This window comes from Mongoliitalea daihaiensis, from assembly GCF_021596945.1.
GTDB lineage: Bacteria > Bacteroidota > Bacteroidia > Cytophagales > Cyclobacteriaceae > Mongoliitalea > Mongoliitalea daihaiensis.
Genome location: NZ_CP063779.1, coordinates 4,113,953 through 4,135,249, shown reverse-complemented (window position 1 = coordinate 4,135,249; position 21,297 = coordinate 4,113,953). Strand labels below are relative to the sequence as shown.

General features: G+C 42.8%; 10 protein-coding genes. 4 read left to right on the top strand and 6 right to left on the bottom strand.

Annotated features, from left to right (window positions below):
* Positions 1–284: 284 nt before the first annotated feature.
* The 4 genes from IPZ59_RS17475 to IPZ59_RS17460 all read left to right on the top strand — a co-directional run bounded on the left by IPZ59_RS17475 (position 285) and on the right by IPZ59_RS17460 (position 16,378).
* Positions 285–12,593 (top strand): DUF7507 domain-containing protein, encoded by a 12,309-nt coding sequence (locus IPZ59_RS17475; RefSeq protein ID WP_236137333.1) that lies wholly within the window; start codon positions 285–287, stop codon positions 12,591–12,593.
* A 14-nt stretch (positions 12,594–12,607) separates the two neighbouring features.
* The gene (locus IPZ59_RS17470) at positions 12,608–13,579 is read left to right on the top strand and encodes a PorP/SprF family type IX secretion system membrane protein (protein WP_236137332.1); all 972 of its coding nucleotides are present in this window, start codon (positions 12,608–12,610) and stop codon (positions 13,577–13,579) included.
* Positions 13,570–15,954 carry an OmpA family protein gene (locus IPZ59_RS17465; protein WP_236137331.1) on the top strand — a complete coding sequence of 795 codons (2,385 nt, stop codon included), beginning with the start codon at positions 13,570–13,572 and terminating at the stop codon, positions 15,952–15,954. Before IPZ59_RS17470 ends, IPZ59_RS17465 begins: the two co-directional genes overlap by 10 nt.
* A gap of 94 nt (positions 15,955–16,048) precedes the next feature.
* Positions 16,049–16,378, top strand: coding sequence for a hypothetical protein (locus IPZ59_RS17460; protein WP_236137330.1), 330 nt, complete (start codon positions 16,049–16,051; stop codon positions 16,376–16,378).
* Between the two features lie 40 nt (positions 16,379–16,418).
* Here the strand turns inward: IPZ59_RS17460 and accC are convergent, their stop codons facing one another.
* The 6 genes from accC to IPZ59_RS17430 form a co-directional block, all read right to left on the bottom strand.
* Positions 16,419–17,765 (bottom strand): acetyl-CoA carboxylase biotin carboxylase subunit, encoded by a 1,347-nt coding sequence (gene accC, locus IPZ59_RS17455; protein ID WP_236139828.1) that lies wholly within the window; start codon positions 17,763–17,765, stop codon positions 16,419–16,421.
* 127 nt (positions 17,766–17,892) lie between these two features.
* Positions 17,893–18,360 (bottom strand): acetyl-CoA carboxylase biotin carboxyl carrier protein, encoded by a 468-nt coding sequence (gene accB, locus IPZ59_RS17450; protein WP_236137329.1) that lies wholly within the window; start codon positions 18,358–18,360, stop codon positions 17,893–17,895.
* Positions 18,361–18,448: 88 nt separating this feature from the next.
* Positions 18,449–19,012: an elongation factor P gene (gene efp / locus IPZ59_RS17445; RefSeq protein ID WP_236137328.1), complete on the bottom strand. Its 564-nt coding sequence runs from the start codon at positions 19,010–19,012 to the stop codon at positions 18,449–18,451.
* Between the two features lie 19 nt (positions 19,013–19,031).
* Complete coding sequence (locus IPZ59_RS17440) at positions 19,032–20,036, bottom strand: beta-ketoacyl-ACP synthase III (RefSeq protein WP_236137327.1); 1,005 nt, start codon at positions 20,034–20,036, stop codon at positions 19,032–19,034.
* A 273-nt stretch (positions 20,037–20,309) separates the two neighbouring features.
* Positions 20,310–20,501, bottom strand: a complete 192-nt coding sequence (gene rpmF / locus IPZ59_RS17435) for a 50S ribosomal protein L32 (RefSeq protein WP_189586132.1) — start codon at positions 20,499–20,501, stop codon at positions 20,310–20,312.
* 18 nt (positions 20,502–20,519) lie between these two features.
* Entirely contained in the window at positions 20,520–21,086 is a 567-nt protein-coding gene (locus IPZ59_RS17430) for a YceD family protein (protein ID WP_236137326.1), read from the bottom strand.
* Positions 21,087–21,297 lie beyond the last annotated feature (211 nt).

Genomic DNA, 21,297 nt, shown 5'->3' with positions numbered 1-21,297 from the left:
AGGGAATTCTCCATAAATTTTGGGTTTATCTGGTTGAATAATAAGCATTTACGAAAAAGGTTTATGGGAAAACAATTACAACTCCTCTTCAAGCAACTGATATTTACAATGTTTCGGTTGTTTGCTTTAAAGAAAATAAATGCAATCAATTTGCATTCATGCACTAAAGAGAGTAAAGTTTTTAATGCTTTTATGAGCTTTAAAGCTTTTAAATTTTTCAGCAATGATTTTCTTAAATCTAGTTCACAGTTTAATCAAGGTTTACTATCCCAATTTGGAGAGATATGAATAATTCTATGAAATTTTACCTGTTTTTGGTGTTTTTGATGTTTGGGGCCTTAGCGGGTAATTCCCAAATTATTACACCAACTAATCCATTTACTGTTAATAATCCTGCCTGTCGTCAACAGAATTTGACAGTGGTCTCTTACGAGTTTAGAGATATGAATGGGGTACGCTTCAATCCAGCTACTATGAGTGGATTGGAAATAGGAGAGCCTGTTGTTGGTCAGATTTGGGCTACTTGGGCAGTCAGTGGGAATGGCTACAATCCGCATATACAGTTTGATGTTCTTATAAACGGAGTACGTTCGCAAACAATAGCCAATTGTGTGGTCGTTGAAAATACAAGCGGTCAGACAAGAAATGTTGTCAATGGTGAGTCATTCAAAATAGCTGATTTTACATGGAATTTTGGTGATAAACTGGAAGTTGAAAATATTTATATTAACTGGAATACAGGTGCTGCTCAAAATGATGATAAATCCTGCCCTTCAACAGCTGGAAATTCTCAATGTTCTTTTCCAGAAGTTGCTTTTATTGTGAATACACCTTTAGTAGCTAATTTTGATTCAGCGACAGAATGTGAAAACCTCTCTGTAAAATTTACGAATTTAACTACTGGTGGAGCTCCTGCTAATTACAACCTTGTATGGAATTTTGGAGATGGAAACACCAGCTCCCAAGTAAATCCTACCCATACGTATGCAAGTTCAGGTACATACACAGTTACATTAACCGCTAGTGATGGAGTCAGTGCTCCAAACACCATTTCGAGACAAGTTTTAGTTCCAGAATCTATTTCAATAGCAGGAACAGTCAACCCAGCAGCTGGCACCAATAGTAACGGCGCAATTAATATTACAGTAACTGGTGGAGAAGGTAATTTAACCTATTCTTGGACTAGAGATGGTCAAGTAGTAGGTACAAATCAAAACTTAACTAATATAAATGCTGGCACTTATCAGGTCAGAATAACAGATAGCCTTGGCTGTTTCGTTGAAGAGACGTTCATTGTACCAGCTCGTTTGATTTTAACATCTTTCTGTTCTGATGATCCTACACAAACTAGAAGATGGAGAATTAGAAATACGAATAGTTTTGATGTAGAAGCGTTTTGGAATCTTGTTGGTGATGCACAAGAGGGAGTTATTACAGTTCCGGCTAATTCTGAACTATTTTTTGAGACAACTACAGTTTCTGGTTCAAATACAGTTACTCTATTTTTTAATAACAATCGATCTTTTCAGAATGATGTAAAAGCTTCCTGTCCTGATAGATGTATTATCCGACCAATAGTTACAGGTGTTTGTTCATTTAGTCCTAATAGTTTAAGGTCTTTTGAAATTCAGAACACCAATGCATTTGAGTTGATACTGAATTGGAACGCAAACGGAGGTGCTGAAACCGGTTCTATTACTTTAGCACCAAGTCAGACCCAAACCTTTAATTTGCCTACAACGGCAAATTCCGTAAACTTTACTTTACCTTCTGTATGTGGTAATGTAGCTACCGTAGTTGGTACTTCTTCATCAGAATTCTGTCCTCCTGCGATTGCTTTGGTTAAATCCATTGGGTCTCTTTTATCAGAAGGAAGTGGTTGTTTTGATCCTTCAAATGGTGAATTGATTTATACCTTTGAAGTATCCAATGTGGGAGATCAGCCTTTAGGGAATATCACTATTGTTGATCCATTGTTTAATGAGGTTAATCCATCTGTTGCCATCAATTTTGTCAGTGGCGATACCAATGGAAATAACTTATTAGATACGGATGAAATCTGGACTTATACAGCTTCTTACCCAGTTAGAGAAGTTGATCTTGAAAGAGGTTTTATTGAAAATCAAGCTACAGTTACGGCAACATTCGAAAATATAGAAGTTAGTGATCTTTCTGGCTTGACTGTTCAAGATGATACGATTACTAGAGTTGATATTTGTCAAAACCCCGTAATTTCTATAGGTAAGACGGTAGATATTGACAATATTTCTTCACCCCAGACCTTGACATATACAGTTACCATCCGCAACGAAGGTAATGTAAACTTGACAGGTGTGGTTGTTACGGATGTTCTACCGGATGGTACAGAAAAGATCTTGACAGCTGATGGAGGCGAGAGCTTAGCTATCGGTGCATCAAGAGAGTTCACAGTAACTTATGCAGCCACGCAGGAAGATATTGATACAGGTGCTGATATTATAAACAATGTCGGTGTAACTAGTGCAGAAGGAGCAACAAATACGGATACTGCAACTACCACGATCACTAGAGAATCAGGAATAAGCATAGTAAAGGCTGGTACCTTAGTAACAGGCAATAGTAATGGTAGGCCAACCGCAGGTGATCAAATCACATACACATTCACTGTAACAAATACAGGAAATGTCACTCTGACGAATGTAGTTGTGAATGATCCGTTGGTAGATGTTACCGGTGGACCGATTACCACCCTTGCTCCTGGGCAAGTGGATGCGACTACCTTTACGGCAGTATACACACTGACCCAAGCGGATATTAATAATACTTCTTTCCGAAATGAAGCAACTGTAACGGCTGATTTTGGAGGAACGCAAGTTGAAGCTACGGATGAGGATATTCAGACGTATGAAACTACGTCAAGAATCAGAGTAAGAAAAACAGCAGATAAGAGAACAAATGTTGTTGCTGGAGACCTTATTACCTACACCTACGTAGTAAGAAATGCTGGCACAGTAACAGTGAATGATATTAATGTTACTGATGAACACCTTGGAACAGGCCAATTAAGTGAACTTGTAACAGCTGATGCAAGAGATGGAGTTGAGCCAGGTCAGACAGTTACTTTTACAGCTACCTATTTGGTCACTCAGGAAGATATTGACAGAGGCACGCCAATCACGAATGTCGCTACTGCAACAGGTACTTGTGTATTAGGTTGTGATTTAGTTCATACGGATGACGAAACGATTACACCAATTCAAGCGCAAGCTTCTATTGGTCTTGCAAAGGTTGGTACATTGGTTACTACAAATAGTAATGGTAGACCATCAGCTGGAGATCAGATTACATACACATTCACTGTAACAAATACGGGAAATGTCACTTTGACGAATGTAGTTGTGAATGATCCGTTGGTAGATGTTATTGGTGGACCGATTACCACCCTTGCTCCTGGGCAAGTGGATGCGACTACCTTTACGGCAGTATACGCACTGACCCAAGCGGATATTAATAATACTTCTTTCCGAAATGAAGCAACTGTAACGGCTGATTTTGGAGGAGCGCAAGTTGAAGCTACGGATGAGGATATTCAGACGTATGAAACTACGTCAAGAATCAGAGTAAGAAAAACAGCAGATAAGAGAACAAATGTTGTTGCTGGAGACCTTATTACCTACACCTACGTAGTAAGAAATGCTGGCACAGTAACAGTGAATGATATTAATGTTACTGATGAACACCCTGGAACAGGCCAATTAAGTGAACTTGTAACAGCTGATGCAAGAGATGGAGTTGAGCCAGGTCAGACAGTTACTTTTACAGCTACCTATTTGGTCACTCAGGAAGATATTGACAGAGGCACGCCAATCACAAATGTTGCAACTGCAACAGGTACTTGTGTATTAGGTTGTGATTTAGTTCATACGGATGACGAAACGATTACACCAATTCAAGCGCAAGCGTCTATTGGTCTTGCAAAGGTTGGTACATTGGTTACTACAAATAGTAATGGTAGACCATCAGCTGGAGATCAGATTACATACACATTCACTGTAACAAATACAGGAAATGTCACTTTGACGAATGTAGTTGTGAATGATCCGTTGGTAGATGTTACCGGTGGACCGATTACTGCCCTTGCTCCTGGGCAAGTGGATGCGACTACCTTTACGGCAGTATACACACTGACCCAAGCGGATATTAATAATACTTCTTTCCGAAATGAAGCAACTGTAACGGCTGATTTTGGAGGAGCGCAAGTTGAAGCTACGGATGAGGATATTCAGCCGTATGAAACTACGTCAAGAATCAGAATAACGAAAACAGCGGATAAGACATCAAATGTCGAAGCAGGAGATGTCATTACCTACACGTATGTAGTAAGAAATGCTGGTACAGTAACAGTCAATGAGATAAATGTAACAGATGACCACCCAGGACTGGGTCAATTAACCGAACTTGTGACAGCTGATGCAAGAGATGGAGTTGAGCCAGGTCAGACAGTTACTTTTACAGCTACCTATTTGGTCACTCAGGAAGATATTGACAGAGGCACGCCAATCACAAATGTTGCAACTGCAACAGGTACTTGTGTATTGGGCTGTGAATTAGTCGCTACAGACGATGAGACTATCATATTAATTGCGAGCAATCCATCTATCGAGATTGTTAAAACAGATAATGGTTCCACAGTAGCTGGAGCTGGTGACGAGATCAACTACACGTTGACAGTCACTAACACAGGTAATGTAACCTTGGAGAATGTAGTTGTGAACGATGAGTTGGCAGGCATCATCAACCAAGTGATTGGAACCTTGGCACCAACTGCTCAGGTGACCTTGACAGCTACTTACACAGTAGATCAGGCAGATGTTGATAGAGGCAGCGTGTTGAACGTGGCAACTGTTGGCGGTAATGCACCAAACGGAGAAGAAGTAGGAGACGATGACAGCGTAGAAACTCCAATTGCGAGCAACCCATCTATCGAGATTGTTAAAACAGATAATGGTTCCACAGTAGCGAATGCTGGTGACGAGATCAACTACACGTTGACAGTCACTAACACAGGTAATGTAACCTTGGAGAATGTTGTTGTGAACGATGAGTTGGCAGGCATCATCAACCAAGTGATTGGAAGCTTGGCACCAACTGCTCAGGTGACCTTGACAGCTACTTACACAGTAGATCAGGCAGATGTTGATAGAGGCAGCGTGTTGAACGTGGCAACTGTTGGCGGTAATGCACCAAACGGAGAAGAAGTAGGAGACGATGACAGCGTAGAAACTCCAATTGCGAGCAACCCATCTATCGAGATTGTTAAAACAGATAACGGTTCCACAGTAGCTGGAGCTGGTGATGAGATCAACTACACGTTGACAGTCACTAACACAGGTAATGTAACCTTGGAGAATGTTGTTGTGAACGATGAGTTGGCAGGCATCATCAACCAAGTGATTGGAAGCTTGGCACCAACTGCTCAGGTGACCTTGACAGCTACTTACACAGTAGATCAGGCAGATGTTGATAGAGGCAGCGTGTTGAACGTGGCAACTGTTGGCGGTAATGCACCAAACGGAGAAGAAGTAGGAGACGATGACAGTGTAGAAACTCCAATTGCGAGCAATCCATCTATCGAGATTGTTAAAACAGATAATGGTTCCACAGTAGCTGGAGCTGGTGACGAGATCAACTACACGTTGACAGTCACTAACACCGGTAATGTAACCTTGGAGAATGTTGTTGTGAACGATGAGTTGGCAGGCATCATCAACCAAGTGATTGGAAGCTTGGCACCAACTGCTCAGGTGACCTTGACAGCTACTTACACAGTAGATCAGGCAGATGTTGATAGAGGCAGCGTGTTGAACGTGGCAACTGTTGGCGGTAATGCACCAAACGGAGAAGAAGTAGGAGACGATGACAGCGTAGAAACTCCAATTGCGAGCAACCCATCTATCGAGATTGTTAAAACAGATAACGGTTCCACAGTAGCTGGAGCTGGTGACGAGATCAACTACACGTTGACAGTCACTAACACAGGTAATGTAACCTTGGAGAATGTAGTTGTGAACGATGAGTTGGCAGGCATCATCAACCAAGTGATTGGAACCTTGGCACCAACTGCTCAGGTGACCTTGACAGCTACTTACACAGTAGATCAGGCAGATGTTGATAGAGGTAGCGTTTTGAACGTGGCAACTGTTGGCGGTAATGCACCAAACGGAGAAGAAGTAGGAGACGATGACAGCGTAGAAACTCCAATTGCGAGCAACCCATCTATCGAGATTGTTAAAACAGATAACGGTTCCACAGTAGCTGGAGCTGGTGATGAGATCAACTACACGTTGACAGTCACTAACACAGGTAATGTAACCTTGGAGAATGTAGTTGTGAACGATGAGTTGGCAGGCATCATCAACCAAGTGATTGGAACCTTGGCACCAACTGCTCAGGTGACCTTGACAGCTACTTACACAGTAGATCAGGCAGATGTTGATAGAGGTAGCGTGTTGAACGTGGCAACTGTTGGCGGTAATGCACCAAACGGAGAAGAAGTAGGAGACGATGACAGCGTAGAAACTCCAATTGCGAGCAACCCATCTATCGAGATTGTTAAAACAGATAACGGTTCCACAGTAGCTGGAGCTGGTGATGAGATCAACTACACGTTGACAGTCACTAACACAGGTAATGTAACCTTGGAGAATGTAGTTGTGAACGATGAGTTGGCAGGCATCATCAACCAAGTGATTGGAACCTTGGCACCAACTGCTCAGGTGACCTTGACAGCTACTTACACAGTAGATCAGGCAGATGTTGATAGAGGTAGCGTGTTGAACGTGGCAACTGTTGGCGGTAATGCACCAAACGGAGAAGAAGTAGGAGACGATGATAGCGTAGAAACTCCAATTGCGAGCAATCCATCTATCGAGATTGTTAAAACAGATAACGGTTCCACAGTAGCTGGAGCTGGTGATGAGATCAACTACACGTTGACAGTCACTAACACAGGTAATGTAACCTTGGAGAATGTTGTTGTGAACGATGAGTTGGCAGGCATCATCAACCAAGTGATTGGAAGCTTGGCACCAACTGCTCAGGTGACCTTGACAGCTACTTACACAGTAGATCAGGCAGATGTTGACAGAGGTAGCGTGTTGAACGTGGCAACTGTTGGCGGTAATGCACCAAACGGAGAAGAAGTAGGAGACGATGACAGCGTAGAAACTCCAATTGCGAGCAATCCATCTATCGAGATTGTTAAAACAGATAACGGTTCCACGGTAGCGAATGCTGGTGATGAGATCAACTACACGTTGACAGTCACTAACACAGGTAATGTAACCTTGGAGAATGTTGTTGTGAACGATGAGTTGGCAGGCATCATCAACCAAGTGATTGGAAGCTTGGCACCAACTGCTCAGGTGACCTTGACAGCTACTTACACAGTAGATCAGGCAGATGTAGACAGAGGTAGCGTGTTGAACGTGGCAACTGTTGGCGGTAATGCACCAAACGGAGAAGAGGTAGGAGACGATGACAGTGTAGAAACTCCAATTGCGAGCAACCCATCTATCGAGATTGTTAAAACAGATAACGGTTCCACAGTAGCGAATGCTGGTGATGAGATCAACTACACGTTGACAGTCACTAACACAGGTAATGTAACCTTGGAGAATGTAGTTGTGAACGATGAGTTGGCAGGCATCATCAACCAAGTGATTGGAACCTTGGCACCAACTGCTCAGGTGACCTTGACAGCTACTTACACAGTAGATCAGGCAGATGTTGATAGAGGCAGCGTGTTGAACGTGGCAACTGTTGGCGGTAATGCACCAAACGGAGAAGAAGTAGGAGACGATGACAGCGTAGAAACTCCAATTGCGAGCAATCCATCTATCGAGATTGTTAAAACAGATAACGGTTCCACAGTAGCTGGAGCTGGTGATGAGATCAACTACACGTTGACAGTCACTAACACAGGTAATGTAACCTTGGAGAATGTTGTTGTGAACGATGAGTTGGCAGGCATCATCAACCAAGTGATTGGAACCTTGGCACCAACTGCTCAGGTGACCTTGACAGCTACTTACACAGTAGATCAGGCAGATGTTGATAGAGGCAGCGTGTTGAACGTGGCAACTGTTGGCGGTAATGCACCAAACGGAGAAGAAGTAGGAGACGATGACAGTGTAGAAACTCCAATTGCGAGCAACCCATCTATCGAGATTGTTAAAACAGATAACGGTTCCACAGTAGCTGGAGCTGGTGATGAGATCAACTACACGTTGACAGTCACTAACACAGGTAATGTAACCTTGGAGAATGTTGTTGTGAACGATGAGTTGGCAGGCATCATCAACCAAGTGATTGGAACCTTGGCACCAACTGCTCAGGTGACCTTGACAGCTACTTACACAGTAGATCAGGCAGATGTTGATAGAGGCAGCGTGTTGAACGTGGCAACTGTTGGCGGTAATGCACCAAACGGAGAAGAAGTAGGAGACGATGACAGTGTAGAAACTCCAATTGCGAGCAATCCATCTATCGAGATTGTTAAAACAGATAACGGTTCCACAGTAGCTGGAGCTGGTGATGAGATCAACTACACGTTGACAGTCACTAACACAGGTAATGTAACCTTGGAGAATGTTGTTGTGAACGATGAGTTGGCAGGCATCATCAACCAAGTGATTGGAAGCTTGGCACCAACTGCTCAGGTGACCTTGACAGCTACTTACACAGTAGATCAGGCAGATGTTGATAGAGGCAGCGTGTTGAACGTGGCAACTGTTGGCGGTAATGCACCAAACGGAGAAGAAGTAGGAGACGATGACAGCGTAGAAACTCCAATTGCGAGCAATCCATCTATCGAGATTGTTAAAACAGATAACGGTTCCACAGTAGCGAATGCTGGTGATGAGATCAACTACACGTTGACAGTCACTAACACAGGTAATGTCACCTTGGAGAATGTAGTTGTGAACGATCCATTGACTGGATTGGAGCAGACTATTGGCACAATGGTTCCTGGAGAGATAGCAAGTATTGAAACATCTTACACGGTAACTCAGACAGATGTTGATAGAGGTAGTGTATCAAACGTAGCCTTGGCAAAAGGAGAAGATCCATCAGGTAATCCAACAGATGATGAAGATGGAGTAGAAACTCCGATTGCGAGCAACCCAGGTATCGAGATCGTGAAAACCGATAACGGTGCTGAGGTGAGACAAGCAGGTGATGTAATTGTGTACACGTTGACAGTAACGAATACCGGTAATGTAACCTTGGAGAATGTAGTTGTGAATGATCCATTGACTGGATTGGAGCAGACTATTGGCACAATGGTTCCTGGAGAGGTAACAAGTATTGAAACATCTTACACGGTAACTCAGGCAGATGTTGATAGAGGTAGCGTAGCAAACGTAGCCTTGGCGAAAGGAGAGGATCCATCAGGTAATCCAACAGATGACGAAGATGGAGTAGAAACTCCGATTGCGAGCAACCCAGGTATCGAGATCGTGAAAACTGATAACGGTGCTGAGGTGACACAAGCAGGTGATGTAATTGTGTACACGTTGACAGTCACTAACACAGGTAATGTAACCTTGGAGAATGTAGTTGTGAACGATCCATTGACTGGATTGGAGCAGACTATTGGCACAATGGTTCCTGGAGAGGTAGCAAGTATTGAAACATCTTACACGGTAACTCAGGCAGATGTTGATAGAGGTAGCGTAGCAAACGTAGCCTTGGCGAAAGGAGAGGATCCATCAGGTAATCCAACAGATGACGAAGATGGAGTAGAAACTCCGATTGCCAGCAACCCAGGTATCGAGATCGTGAAAACCGACAACGGTGCTGAAGTGACACAAGCAGGTGATGTAATTGTGTACACGTTGACAGTAACGAACACCGGTAACGTAACCTTGGAGAATGTAGTTGTGAACGATCCATTGACTGGATTGGAGCAGACTATTGGCACAATGGTTCCTGGAGAGGTAGCAAGTATTGAAACATCTTACACGGTAACTCAGGCGGATGTTGACAGAGGAGGTATAGTTAATATTGCGTTTGCAAGTGGTAACAATCCTGATGGAGAAACCACTGAGGATGAAGATAAAGAAGAAACCCCTATTGCAAGCAACCCAGGTATCAGCATTGTGAAATCTGATAATGGTGCAGACGTATCCAAAGCAGGTGATGTAATTGTCTATACCTTGACTGTTACAAACACTGGTAATGTGACTTTGGAAAATGTACTAGTAAGCGATCCATTAACTGGTTTGGAGCAAACAATTGAATCAATCGCTCCAGGTCAGGTTGTGGCCATCGAAACAACTTACAGTGTAACACAGGAAGATGTAGATAACGGAAGAGTATTGAATACAGCAATTGCCACAGGTAATGCACCTGATGGAGAAACCCCTGAGGATGAGGATGAAATTGTAACAACAATTAATGCAAATCCAGCTGTAGAGATCACTAAAGTTGCAGATAAAGAATCCGTAAGTGAAGCAGGTGAAATTATCACCTACACATTGACGATTACCAATACTGGCAATGTAGTCCTTTCAAACGTGTTGGTTGTAGATCCTTTGACAGGATTGGAAGAAGCTATCGAGCCACTGATGCCTGGAGCAACTGTTACAATCACGACTGAATATGTGGTAACAGTAGAAGATGTTCTTGGCCAAGCAAGCATCCTAAATGTTGCAACCGTAACTGGAGAGGCTCCAAATGGAGAGGTAGTTGAAAATGAGGATACTGAAACTGTTGGTGTGGTTTGTTTAGACAACGACACCTTGATTGCAGGCTTGATCTTTAATGCAGAGACTGGCCAGCCACTGGCAGGTGTACCGGTAATCTTACTTCCACAGGAAGTTGCCTTGAACGATACCTTGATCATGGTGACAGGAGCTGACGGTAGATATGCCTTCAGAGGCATGAATCCAGGTAGATACTTGGTTCAGGTATTGGATGATAACTTGAATGCTGTTAGAAATCTATATCCTGTAGAAAGCTCTTTGTTCTTCACTACGATTGAGCCTTGTATCTTCCAAACAAGAGACTTCGGGTATGAATCTTACGAAGGAGTAGTTCTTGGTGACCTAGTATGGTATGACTTGAATGGTGACGGTATTCAGAACGAATGGTGGGATGCCAATAATGATGGTCAGGTAACTTTAAATGATCCAACAGCAGGTCCAATCAACTTGAATGACTGGGAGTGGTTTGACTTGAATGGTGATGGTAGATTTGACGGTCCTGAAAATGAAGGTGAATTGAATAAAGCAGGGTTTGGAAATTCTCAATCTGCAAATGTTACAGTGAATGGTCCAAATGGATTTACTACGGAAGTTATTGTAGGGGTTACTGGTAGATGGAGATCAAGACCAGATATGCAACAATTCGGATTGGGAGAATATACTGCTACGCTGGATTTGGATGAGTTCTTGGATGCAGAAGCTCAGCGCATGAGAGTAAGCGGATTGGTAAAAGTAATTCCTAATTTCCAAGGAAGAATCGCAGATGAAGGTAGATCTGAAATCCAGTGCGGGTTAACTACTGAAGAATCAATTACTCGAAATGCTACAACAGCTGCTCAGGTTCATCTTGATATGGACTTCGGTATTAGATGTAGAGAAGTACAAGTTCAGATTATTGCCAACGATGATGATTTTGGAGTTCACTTTGTAAGCTTTGAAGGAAGACTGGGTAACATCCTTGAAAATGACCGATTGAATGGTCAGCAGCCACTTCCGGAGCAAGTTGATTTTGAATTCACAGAATTGGATGGGATTGAAGGTTTGTTTATCGAAGCAGACGGAACATTGTCCTTGCTTATCCCTGGCATCAACGAGGCTAGAGAATATCAATTGAGATACATCTTGAGAGAAGCTGGATTCCCGGAAAATAACGACGAAGCAACGGTTGTATTTAGATTGTTGACTGATGAAGTGGATCTTTCTGTAGAAAAAACCTCCAATGGTATTGAGATTTGGGAGGGAGATACCTTCGAATATGAAATCGCTGTTAGAAATATTGGTGGTACAGATGCTACAGATGTTGTGATTGAGGATGTTTTACCAACTGGTGTTTCATTTGAAGGTCAAGTGGTGATAAGTTCAGTAGCAGGTCTTGAAGTCAACTTCTCTGCTACCGGTAACGTTCTCAGATGGTCTGTGCCATTCTTGCCAGCTGATGCTTCTCTGGACATCACAGTTATAGTAAGAGCAGATGGGTTGTCAGGAACTACTCCTCAGACAATTACAAATGTTGTAACCATTCAAAGTGCAGAAGATGATGTAAATCCTGCGGATAATACGGACTCTGATGTTAACACTGTGAATCCATTCTTTATTCCGAATGTGATCACACCAGATGGTGATAGACGAAATGATACATTTGAAATCAAGGGTATCAACAAGTTCGTTAGCAATGATATAGTAATCTTCAACAGATTTGGTGACCATGTCTTCCAGACAGAAAATTACCAAAATAACTGGGATGCACCTGGGCAAGTGGCAGGTACTTTCTTCTACATCTTCAGAGCTGTAGATAGACAAGGAAGAAGCCACGAATTCAAAGGCTGGATCCAAGTTGTGAAATAATGAAGGGGTTTGCTATGTCAAAGTATGTGAAATTTATAATTGTTGTTGTGGGAGTACTCTGTACTCCCACATTTTCTTATTCGCAACAGCTTCCGCAGTTTAGCCAGTACATTTTTAACGGGCTACACATCAACCCTGCTTATGCGGGGTATAAAAATCAAGGATACATTCAGAGTACCTTCCGTAACCAATGGGTAAATTTCCCAGGTGCTCCCCGTACCTTTACAATCACAGCTGACCTAAGTGCCAATGAAGGCCTGATGGGCTTCGGTGTATCCCTCTTGAGCGATCAGATTGGGCCAACCAGTACTTCTACAGGAATGCTGACATACAGCTACCGCATTCAGACCGGTAAGGAGAGTTTCCTTGGTCTGGGTATCAGTGCAGGGGCCAGCCAATACATGATCGATGGAAGTATGCTCGATCCAGTAGATCAGTTGGATCCAAATCTTCCCCTAGGAACAGAGGTGATGTTTACCCCTAACATGAACATGGGTGCTTTTTTCCATACCAACCGCTTCTATGCAGGTGTGAGTGCCTTCAACATGGTCGGCAGAGGAGTTCTAGAGCGTGAGGATATTTCACTCGCTTTTCACGATTTTCATTACTACATTACCGCAGGGGCATTGATTCCCGTGTCCGATCGTGTGGAGTTTAAGCCTAGCTTTCTGATCAAGGAAGTAAAGGGTGCACCGACCAGTGTCGACATCAATGGAATGTTCTTGTTTATGGAGCGTCTGTGGCTCGGAGCCAGCTACCGTTCCAACATACAGATGTGGAACGAAAACCTAGAAGGTACACTCAACAACCGCACAGCAGTGGCTTTCATAGCAGAGATCTTTGCGACAGAAAATCTGCGTATCGGCTATGCCTACGATGCCAATCTGAATGCCCTGCAGAATTATAGAAACAATTCCCACGAATTTTCGGTAGGTTACTACCTTACTCCGCGGAATGTTAAACTTAAAAACCCGAGATGGTTCTGATCATGAGAAGCAAAACTACTTATATCAAATTTTTGGCAGCCCTGCTGCTGTTCATGTACACAATCACCGCCGAGGCGCAGCGTCCCCTGCTCAGATTTGCAGACAAGCAGTTTGAACTAGAAAACTACGCGCATGCAGCCCAGGTATACGGTGAAGCGTATGCACGCAAAGAAACGTACGAGACAGCCCGAAAGCTGGCAGTGACCTATCAGACCCTGAGGGATTATGACCAAGCCTTCGAATGGTGGGGTAAAACAGTAGCCTACGAAGAGTCTAACAAGGATGATTTTTACCTCTACCTGATGGCAGCGATGCAGGCAGGAGAGGCGGAAGACCTCAATGCTTTCCTCACAGCAGGCGGATACAGCAGCTTTGATTTTCCTGGCCTCGACCTGGAGACGCTTGAAAAACTTTACGGAGAGCGCAAAAACGTGAAACTGGTACAACCCAAAGGCATCAACAGCAGCGGCTCGGACTTCGGACTTTCCCGTCATGAAGACAGCCAATATTTTTCCAGCGACAGGGGTGGGGTTTCCTCCTCCAAGCGCAAAGCCATCAGACTGGATGCCAAAAACAACCTGTTCTCCGATGAGAAGAGTAATTTCAACGAGCGTGAGTACTACAGACTTTATGTCAAGGAAGGTTCGGGAGAGGCCAAGCCTATCGTGATCGATCTAGAAGGCGTACAGCACGTATCCGATGTGCACGTGTACGGGGAAGGAAGCAAAATCATGTACACCGCCTTTGTGGGGCAGACCAAGGTAGGCAGCAGAAAGCAGAGCATGAAGCTGACCAATTTCCCAGGGATTTTTTACGGAAATCTACAGGCAGATGGTACGGTCTCCGACAGTAAGCCTTTCCCGCACAACAGCATGCTGGAATACGGGATGATGAACGCCTTTTACGATGCGCAAAGCGGCAGACTCTATTTTGCTTCCAACAGGGAAGGAGGCTATGGCGGTTACGATATTTATTATGTGGAGTATGATGGGATGGACACCTTCGGAGAGCCTGTCAACCTCGGCAGCGGGATCAATACCATGGAGAGCGAAAGCCATCCTTCCCGTGTAGGGGACTGGTTTTACTTCAGTTCCAGGGGCCATGTAGGATTGGGAGGTATGGATATCTTCCGTGCCCCGTACAGTGCAGCAAGCATCGGCACTCCTGAAAACATGGGCGTACCGTTCAACAGCCCCAGGGATGATTTTGCCTATGTAGAGTTTTCGGATGGCAAGCGTTACCTGTCTTCGGACCGAGAGGGCGGCATGGGACTGGATGACATCTACTTGGTCGAAGATCTGCACAAGCGTCTGATCGCTCGGGTGATCGACTGCGACGGCAACATCATCGCCGAGGAGTTTGACGCAGACCTTCGCCAAAAAGGAGGCGATCAGCTAAATACCAAGCGAGGAGCCACTGGAGAACTATTGGCAGACCTAGAGCCAGAAAAGGAATTCGGATTGGTGATCAGCAAAAAAGGCTATTTCACCATCACGGACAACACCTTAAGTACGGTCAACCTGAAGGAGGAGAAGCTCGAGCGTGAATACAGGCTTGCAGCCATCCCTTATCAGACACCCGTGTATGTGGATATTGTCTACTACGATTTGGACAGATCCAAAATCAGAAAAGATGCACAGGAAGCACTCGACAAGATTGCAGAGCTGATGAACCGATACAGCTTCCTGGATCTATTGGTGGGCAGCCACACAGATTCAAGGGCGAGCAGGGCATACAACGAGGCACTGAGTCAGCGCCGGGCGGATGCTGTCAAGGATTACCTAGCAGGCTACAACATCGGGGCGGAGCGTATCAGGCTTGAATGGTATGGAGAGGAAGTACTCACCAACGACTGTGGGGACGGGGTACCCTGTCCGGAGCCGGCACATCAGCTCAACAGAAGAAGTGAACTGGTACTCGAGGCATTCCCCGACAAAGACAAGCAGTATGAGCTGCCCAAGGAGCTGATGGGTAAAGACCTCTGCGATATCAACGGCCTGTTTGACAGCCTGCGAAATGAACTAAACAGCCTTCCGACCATCTACTTTGATTTTGACAAGAATACATTGAGATCAGTGCATAAGAAAGAACTCGAACGTACGGCCATCATGCTTAACCGTATGAAAAACCTACAGCTATCTATCGCAGGCCATACCGATCAGCGTGGAAGCGAGGAGTACAACAAAGGGCTGAGCGAGCGCAGGGCACAGGTGGTGATGGACTACCTAGTCAACAGGGGAGTGGATGCTGCACGCATGCAGTACCAATGGTTTGGAAAAACCCAACCGGTCAACGATTGTGGAGCCATCCCATGCACAGAAGCCATGCATCAGCTCAACAGAAGAACTGAGCTAAGATTAAGAGGAGAAAATTAAGATAAACGATTGTTTAAAGAAAATGTCACCTAAAGCTTGAGAGAATAAGGGATTGATGAAACCTCCGATTTTCTCAAATAATTAACCAACAAATATGTTATTACCCAAACAAAGTGCAAAAGGTTACTGTGTGCTAGCCAACACCAGTAAGTCAATTCATCGAATACTAAACTCTCTAAACTCTTTGGAGTTTGAATGTCTAGGTATTTTTGTATTAAATGATGATACTCCTGATCAATTAAACAGTTTGGCAAGAGTGCCAGATGTCTTGTTTATGGAAAACTGTGAAGAGGCCATCGCAGTCAAATCATTATTTAAAATGCAATACAATAGGACTTCAATTGTCTACTTGGAACAAAGGGATTCTATGAGAGGATACAATCCGCCAGAGCTCGCTATGGGTGAAACGATACTCTTGATTTGACAAAAAAAGACCTTCCATTTGGAAGGTCTTTTTGCATTTATTATCGAATGACAGAAAAGTCAAATGACTCTAAAAATTTGGTAGTAAAGTTACCAGCTTTGAACTGTTCATCTTTTAAAAGAGCGATGTGGAAAGGAATCGTTGTTTTAACTCCGTCAATTACAAACTCTTCCAAGGCTCTTCTCATCCGAAGGATCACTTCTTCTCTTGATTGACCGCTGACAATCAGTTTGGCAATCATTGAATCGTAATTTGGTGGAATCACATAGCCTGCATAGACGTGGCTATCGATTCTTACACCTTTACCTCCTGGAAGATGTAGATTCTGTATTTTCCCTGGACTCGGTCTAAATCCATTGGCAGGATCCTCGGCGTTAATTCTACACTCCATTGCAAAAAGCTTTGGATAGTAATTTTTCCCAGTGATTTTCTCACCGGCAGCAACTTTAATTTGTTCTTTAATCAAATCAAAGTCTGTTACTTCTTCAGTGATTGGATGCTCTACTTGGATTCGGGTATTCATCTCCATAAAGTAGAAATTTCGGTTTTTATCGACCAAAAATTCAATGGTCCCCGCACCTTCATATGCAATTGCCTCTGCACCTTTGATAGCAGCCTTACCCATCGCTTCTCTCAACTCATCTGTTATGAACGGAGAAGGTGTCTCTTCCACCAATTTCTGGTGACGTCTTTGGATAGAACAGTCTCTTTCAGATAAATGGCAGGCCTTACCGTTACTGTCACCTACAATCTGAATTTCAATATGTCTAGGTTCCTCGACAAATTTCTCCAAATAAAGTCCATCATTTCCAAAAGCGGCACCTGACTCTTGCCGGGCATCATCCCAAGCTTTTTTAAACTCAGAAGTTTCTTTGACAATCCGCATCCCTCGACCACCGCCGCCTGCGGTAGCTTTTAAAATGATTGGATATCCCATTTTTTCGGCAAGCTCAATACCTTGCTCCATAGATTCCAGAAGACCTTCAGATCCAGGAATGGTTGGGACGCCTGCTGCTTTCATTGTGGCTTTGGCAGTGGCTTTATCACCCATTTTATTGATCATTTCAGGACTGGCGCCTATAAATTTGATCCCATACTCTTCACAGATTCTTGAGAATTCGGCATTTTCGGAAAGAAAACCATAACCGGGGTGAATTGCATCTGCATTGGTGATTTCAGCAGCAGCAATTATCCTTGGGATATTTAAGTATGAATCTCTACTAGGAGGTGGTCCTATGCATACAGCTTCATCTGCAAAGCGGACATGAAGACTGTCTTTATCGGCTGTAGAATACACAGCGACAGTTTTGATTCCCATTTCTTTGCAGGTTCTGATAACACGTAAAGCGATCTCTCCTCTATTGGCTATTAATATTTTTTTAAACACAGCAATTGAATTTAATGTGATCATTATGACAAAAATTGTCATACAGTAGGATTCCCCAATGCGCTGGGGTAAATGCGAAATCCCATGTGTTTTGAAGCATTACCATCAACACAGGGGACATGCCAGCTTATCCTGCCGGGTCAACTAAGAACAATGGCTGATCGTATTCTACAGGCTGAGCATTTTCAACCAATACTTTTACAATTTTCCCTGAAACTTCTGATTCTATTTCATTAAATAGCTTCATTGCTTCGATAATACAAACAGTTTGTCCCGACTTGATGCTATCACCGACATTGACAAAAGCATCAGCATCTGGATTTGGTGTTCTATAAAACGTACCTATCATAGGTGATTTTATTTCAATCAAACTGCTAGTGTCTTCTTTTACAGTTGGTGCCGGTGCAGCAACGGGAGCAGGAGCAGCAACTGGAGTAGCTGCTGCAGCTGGCGCAGGTGCAGCTTCGAATTTGACGGCTGGGGCTTCTGAATATTTCTTGATTGAAAGTTTAAACTCTTCCGTTTCAATTTTTACTTCTGCTAATCCAGAATTTGATATAAAGTCAATAAGCTCTTGAATTTCTTTTGCTTTCATGTGATTCAGTTTTGAGGGTTTAATAATAATAACCATAAAAAGCTACTAGCTTAGACCTAACAAAGGAGCTATACTAGTAGCTTTGGATTTATTTTACGCGTTCTGAATAAGAACCGTCACGTGTATCAACTTTAATCATGGTGTCCTGCTCTACGAATAACGGAACCATCACAGTAGCACCTGTTTCAACGGTTGCAGGTTTTAATGCATTAGTAGCAGTATCACCTTTAATGCCAGGCTCCGTATAAGTGATCATCAATTCTACAAATGGAGGTAGTTCTACAGTAAGTGGTGTTTCATTTTCCGCATGGACTAGGATATCTACCATTTGACCCTCCTTTAGCAAGTTAGGTCTATCAATCAACTTTTCAGCAATTGGAATTTGCTCGAAAGTTTCGGTATCCATAAAGTTGTATCCATAATCATCCACGTAGATAAATTGATGAGGTCTTTTTTCTACTCTAGCAGTGGTTACTTTTTCTCCAGCATTGTAAGTTTTATCTAAAACTTTACCAGTAGTGAGGCTTTTAAGTTTAGTTCTTACAAAAGCTGCACCTTTGCCAGGTTTAACGTGCTGAAATTCTACAATGGAATAAATGTCATTATTCATTTCTAGACATAATCCATTTTTGAAATCTGCTGTACTTGCCATTTTATTTCAGGTTTAATTTTTACGTATTTGATCCGTCGTAGCCCCATTTTAAGTAAATGGACCCCCATGTGAATCCACCTCCAAATGCTGCTAGGATGATATTGTCCCCTTTTTTAAGCTGAGGTTCATAATCCCATAAACACAAAGGTAAGGTTCCTGCGGTAGTATTCCCATAACGTTCGATGTTGAGCATGACTTTTTCAGGTCCTACTCCCATTCTATTCGCAGTTGCATCGATGATTCGTTTGTTTGCTTGATGAGGTACTAACCATGCAATATCATCTGGTTTAAGATTGTTTTTTTCCATGATCCGTGCGCTTACATCTGCCATATTGGTTACTGCAAACTTGAACACAGTAGATCCCTCTTGGAAAGCATAATGCTCACGAGCATTGATTGTCTCTACAGTTGCGGGTTTTCTACTCCCGCCTGCCTTCATATGTAAATAGGGTGCTCCCGATCCATCAGCATGAAGTAAAGAATCCATAACACCAACCTCCTCTGTAGTTGGTTCTAAAAGTACTGCACCACCTCCGTCTCCAAAAATAATACATGTTGCTCTGTCTTGATAATCAATGATCGATGACATCTTATCGGCTCCAACAACAATTACCTTTTTGTGCATGCCTGTTTCAATGAATTGGGAACCCATGGTTAGGGCATACAAAAAACCAGAACATGCTGCCGAAATATCAAAACTGAAACTCTTTTTTGCACCTACACCGTCCGCTATGATGTTTGCCGTAGCTGGGAATGGCATGTCTGGGGTGACGGTAGCACAGATTATTAAATCAATCTCCGCAGGGTTAGTATTTGTTTTTTCCAAGAGTCCTTTGACGGCATTGATTCCGATCACTGACGTACCTTGATTATCACCTTTGAGGATTCTTCGTTCCTTGATCCCAGTTCTGGTTACAATCCATTCATCGTTAGTGTCTACCATAGTTTCCAACTCTCGATTGGTTAGAATGTATTCCGGAACCCATCCGTGGACGCCAGTAATCACTGCTCTGGTTTTTTTCATTTGTTAGTATTTTTGTGAATTTGCTGATTTAACGTGGTTGACTTTTTAGCGTATTAGTTGCATAATTACAATGCAAGACATCTATACTAGGTTAAACAAGCCTTCAAAATTATCTAAAAACTGCATTTTCACCAAAGTTTTTTGTTGGAAGGACAGACTAAGTATGTAGAGAACCTCCAAAACAGCCTTGAAAGTATAATAATGAAGTATATTAAAAAGAAAATCCACTGCCTGATAGACAATGGATTTTGGTAATAAGGCCTTATTCGTTAATTAAGCAAGAACTTCTTTTTCCATAATCACCTGACCTTTGTAATATAACTTACCGTCAAGCCAGAATGCTCTGTGAGGAAGGTGCATTTCGCCCGTAGTTGGGCACTGTGCCAATCCAGGAGCAGTCAACTTATAGTGTGTTCTCCTTTTGTCTCTTCTTGTTTTCGAAATTTTTCGTTTAGGATGTGCCATCGCTATACTATGTTTAGATTAATCTTTTGCTTTTAATTTATTCAATATCGCCCAACGTGGGTCAATTTCTTTTTTTTCATTGGAATCGATAGGGGAATCCTCTTCAAAGTTGTCCTCTCCATCTATATATACATACACTCCCTCTCCCTCAAAATCTTCTTCATCAATTTCATCCAAATAATCAGGATGTATTTTCTTTGCTGGGATAGCAATTAATATAAATTCATACAGCAACTGTGCTACGTTGATAGCGGGTGTATCTTTCGTGATGATAAATAAATCTTCACTTAATTCTTGTTCAGCAGCACCGTATTTATAGATGACTTTTTCTTCTATGTTTAAAGGGTAATCAAACTCTTCTAGACTTCTATCGCAAATCAAGCGCACGGTGCCTGTTAACTGGAAGTCGACTTCGATTACTGCCGAGGTTTTTTTCAAAAGAGCCGTTATTTGCATATCCGCGCCCTTTACCCACTCATCCGCTTTAAAATGCTCGAAAAACTCTCCAGTGACATCAAAAGAAAATGTATAATTATCTTCTCTTAATTTTACTATGTCAATATTGTAATTCCTCAAGAATTTCATCCCTAATCTTTAATTCAAGACCGCAAATTTAGCTAAACTTTATAGAAAAATGAAATTTAGCGAATAATTATTTGTAAGGCTTAATTGGTGCTATTGCAATACAGCTCATAATCAAGTTGATGAAGCTTTTTTCGGACATTTGGGATATGAAAGTTGGTCCTCGATTTCCTTCCAAACAAATGTTTATTCTTTTGCCTCAAATGTTTACATT

Coding starts and splice junctions, on each gene's coding strand:
- IPZ59_RS17460 (WP_236137330.1), top strand. CDS start 16,049: ATGTTATTACCCAAACAAAGTGCAAAAGGTTACTGTGTGCTAGCCAAC.
- IPZ59_RS17440 (WP_236137327.1), bottom strand. CDS start 20,036: ATGAAAAAAACCAGAGCAGTGATTACTGGCGTCCACGGATGGGTTCCG.
- IPZ59_RS17475 (WP_236137333.1), top strand. CDS start 285: ATGAATAATTCTATGAAATTTTACCTGTTTTTGGTGTTTTTGATGTTT.
- IPZ59_RS17465 (WP_236137331.1), top strand. CDS start 13,570: ATGGTTCTGATCATGAGAAGCAAAACTACTTATATCAAATTTTTGGCA.
- IPZ59_RS17470 (WP_236137332.1), top strand. CDS start 12,608: ATGTCAAAGTATGTGAAATTTATAATTGTTGTTGTGGGAGTACTCTGT.
- efp (WP_236137328.1), bottom strand. CDS start 19,012: ATGGCAAGTACAGCAGATTTCAAAAATGGATTATGTCTAGAAATGAAT.
- IPZ59_RS17430 (WP_236137326.1), bottom strand. CDS start 21,086: ATGAAATTCTTGAGGAATTACAATATTGACATAGTAAAATTAAGAGAA.
- rpmF (WP_189586132.1), bottom strand. CDS start 20,501: ATGGCACATCCTAAACGAAAAATTTCGAAAACAAGAAGAGACAAAAGG.
- accB (WP_236137329.1), bottom strand. CDS start 18,360: ATGAAAGCAAAAGAAATTCAAGAGCTTATTGACTTTATATCAAATTCT.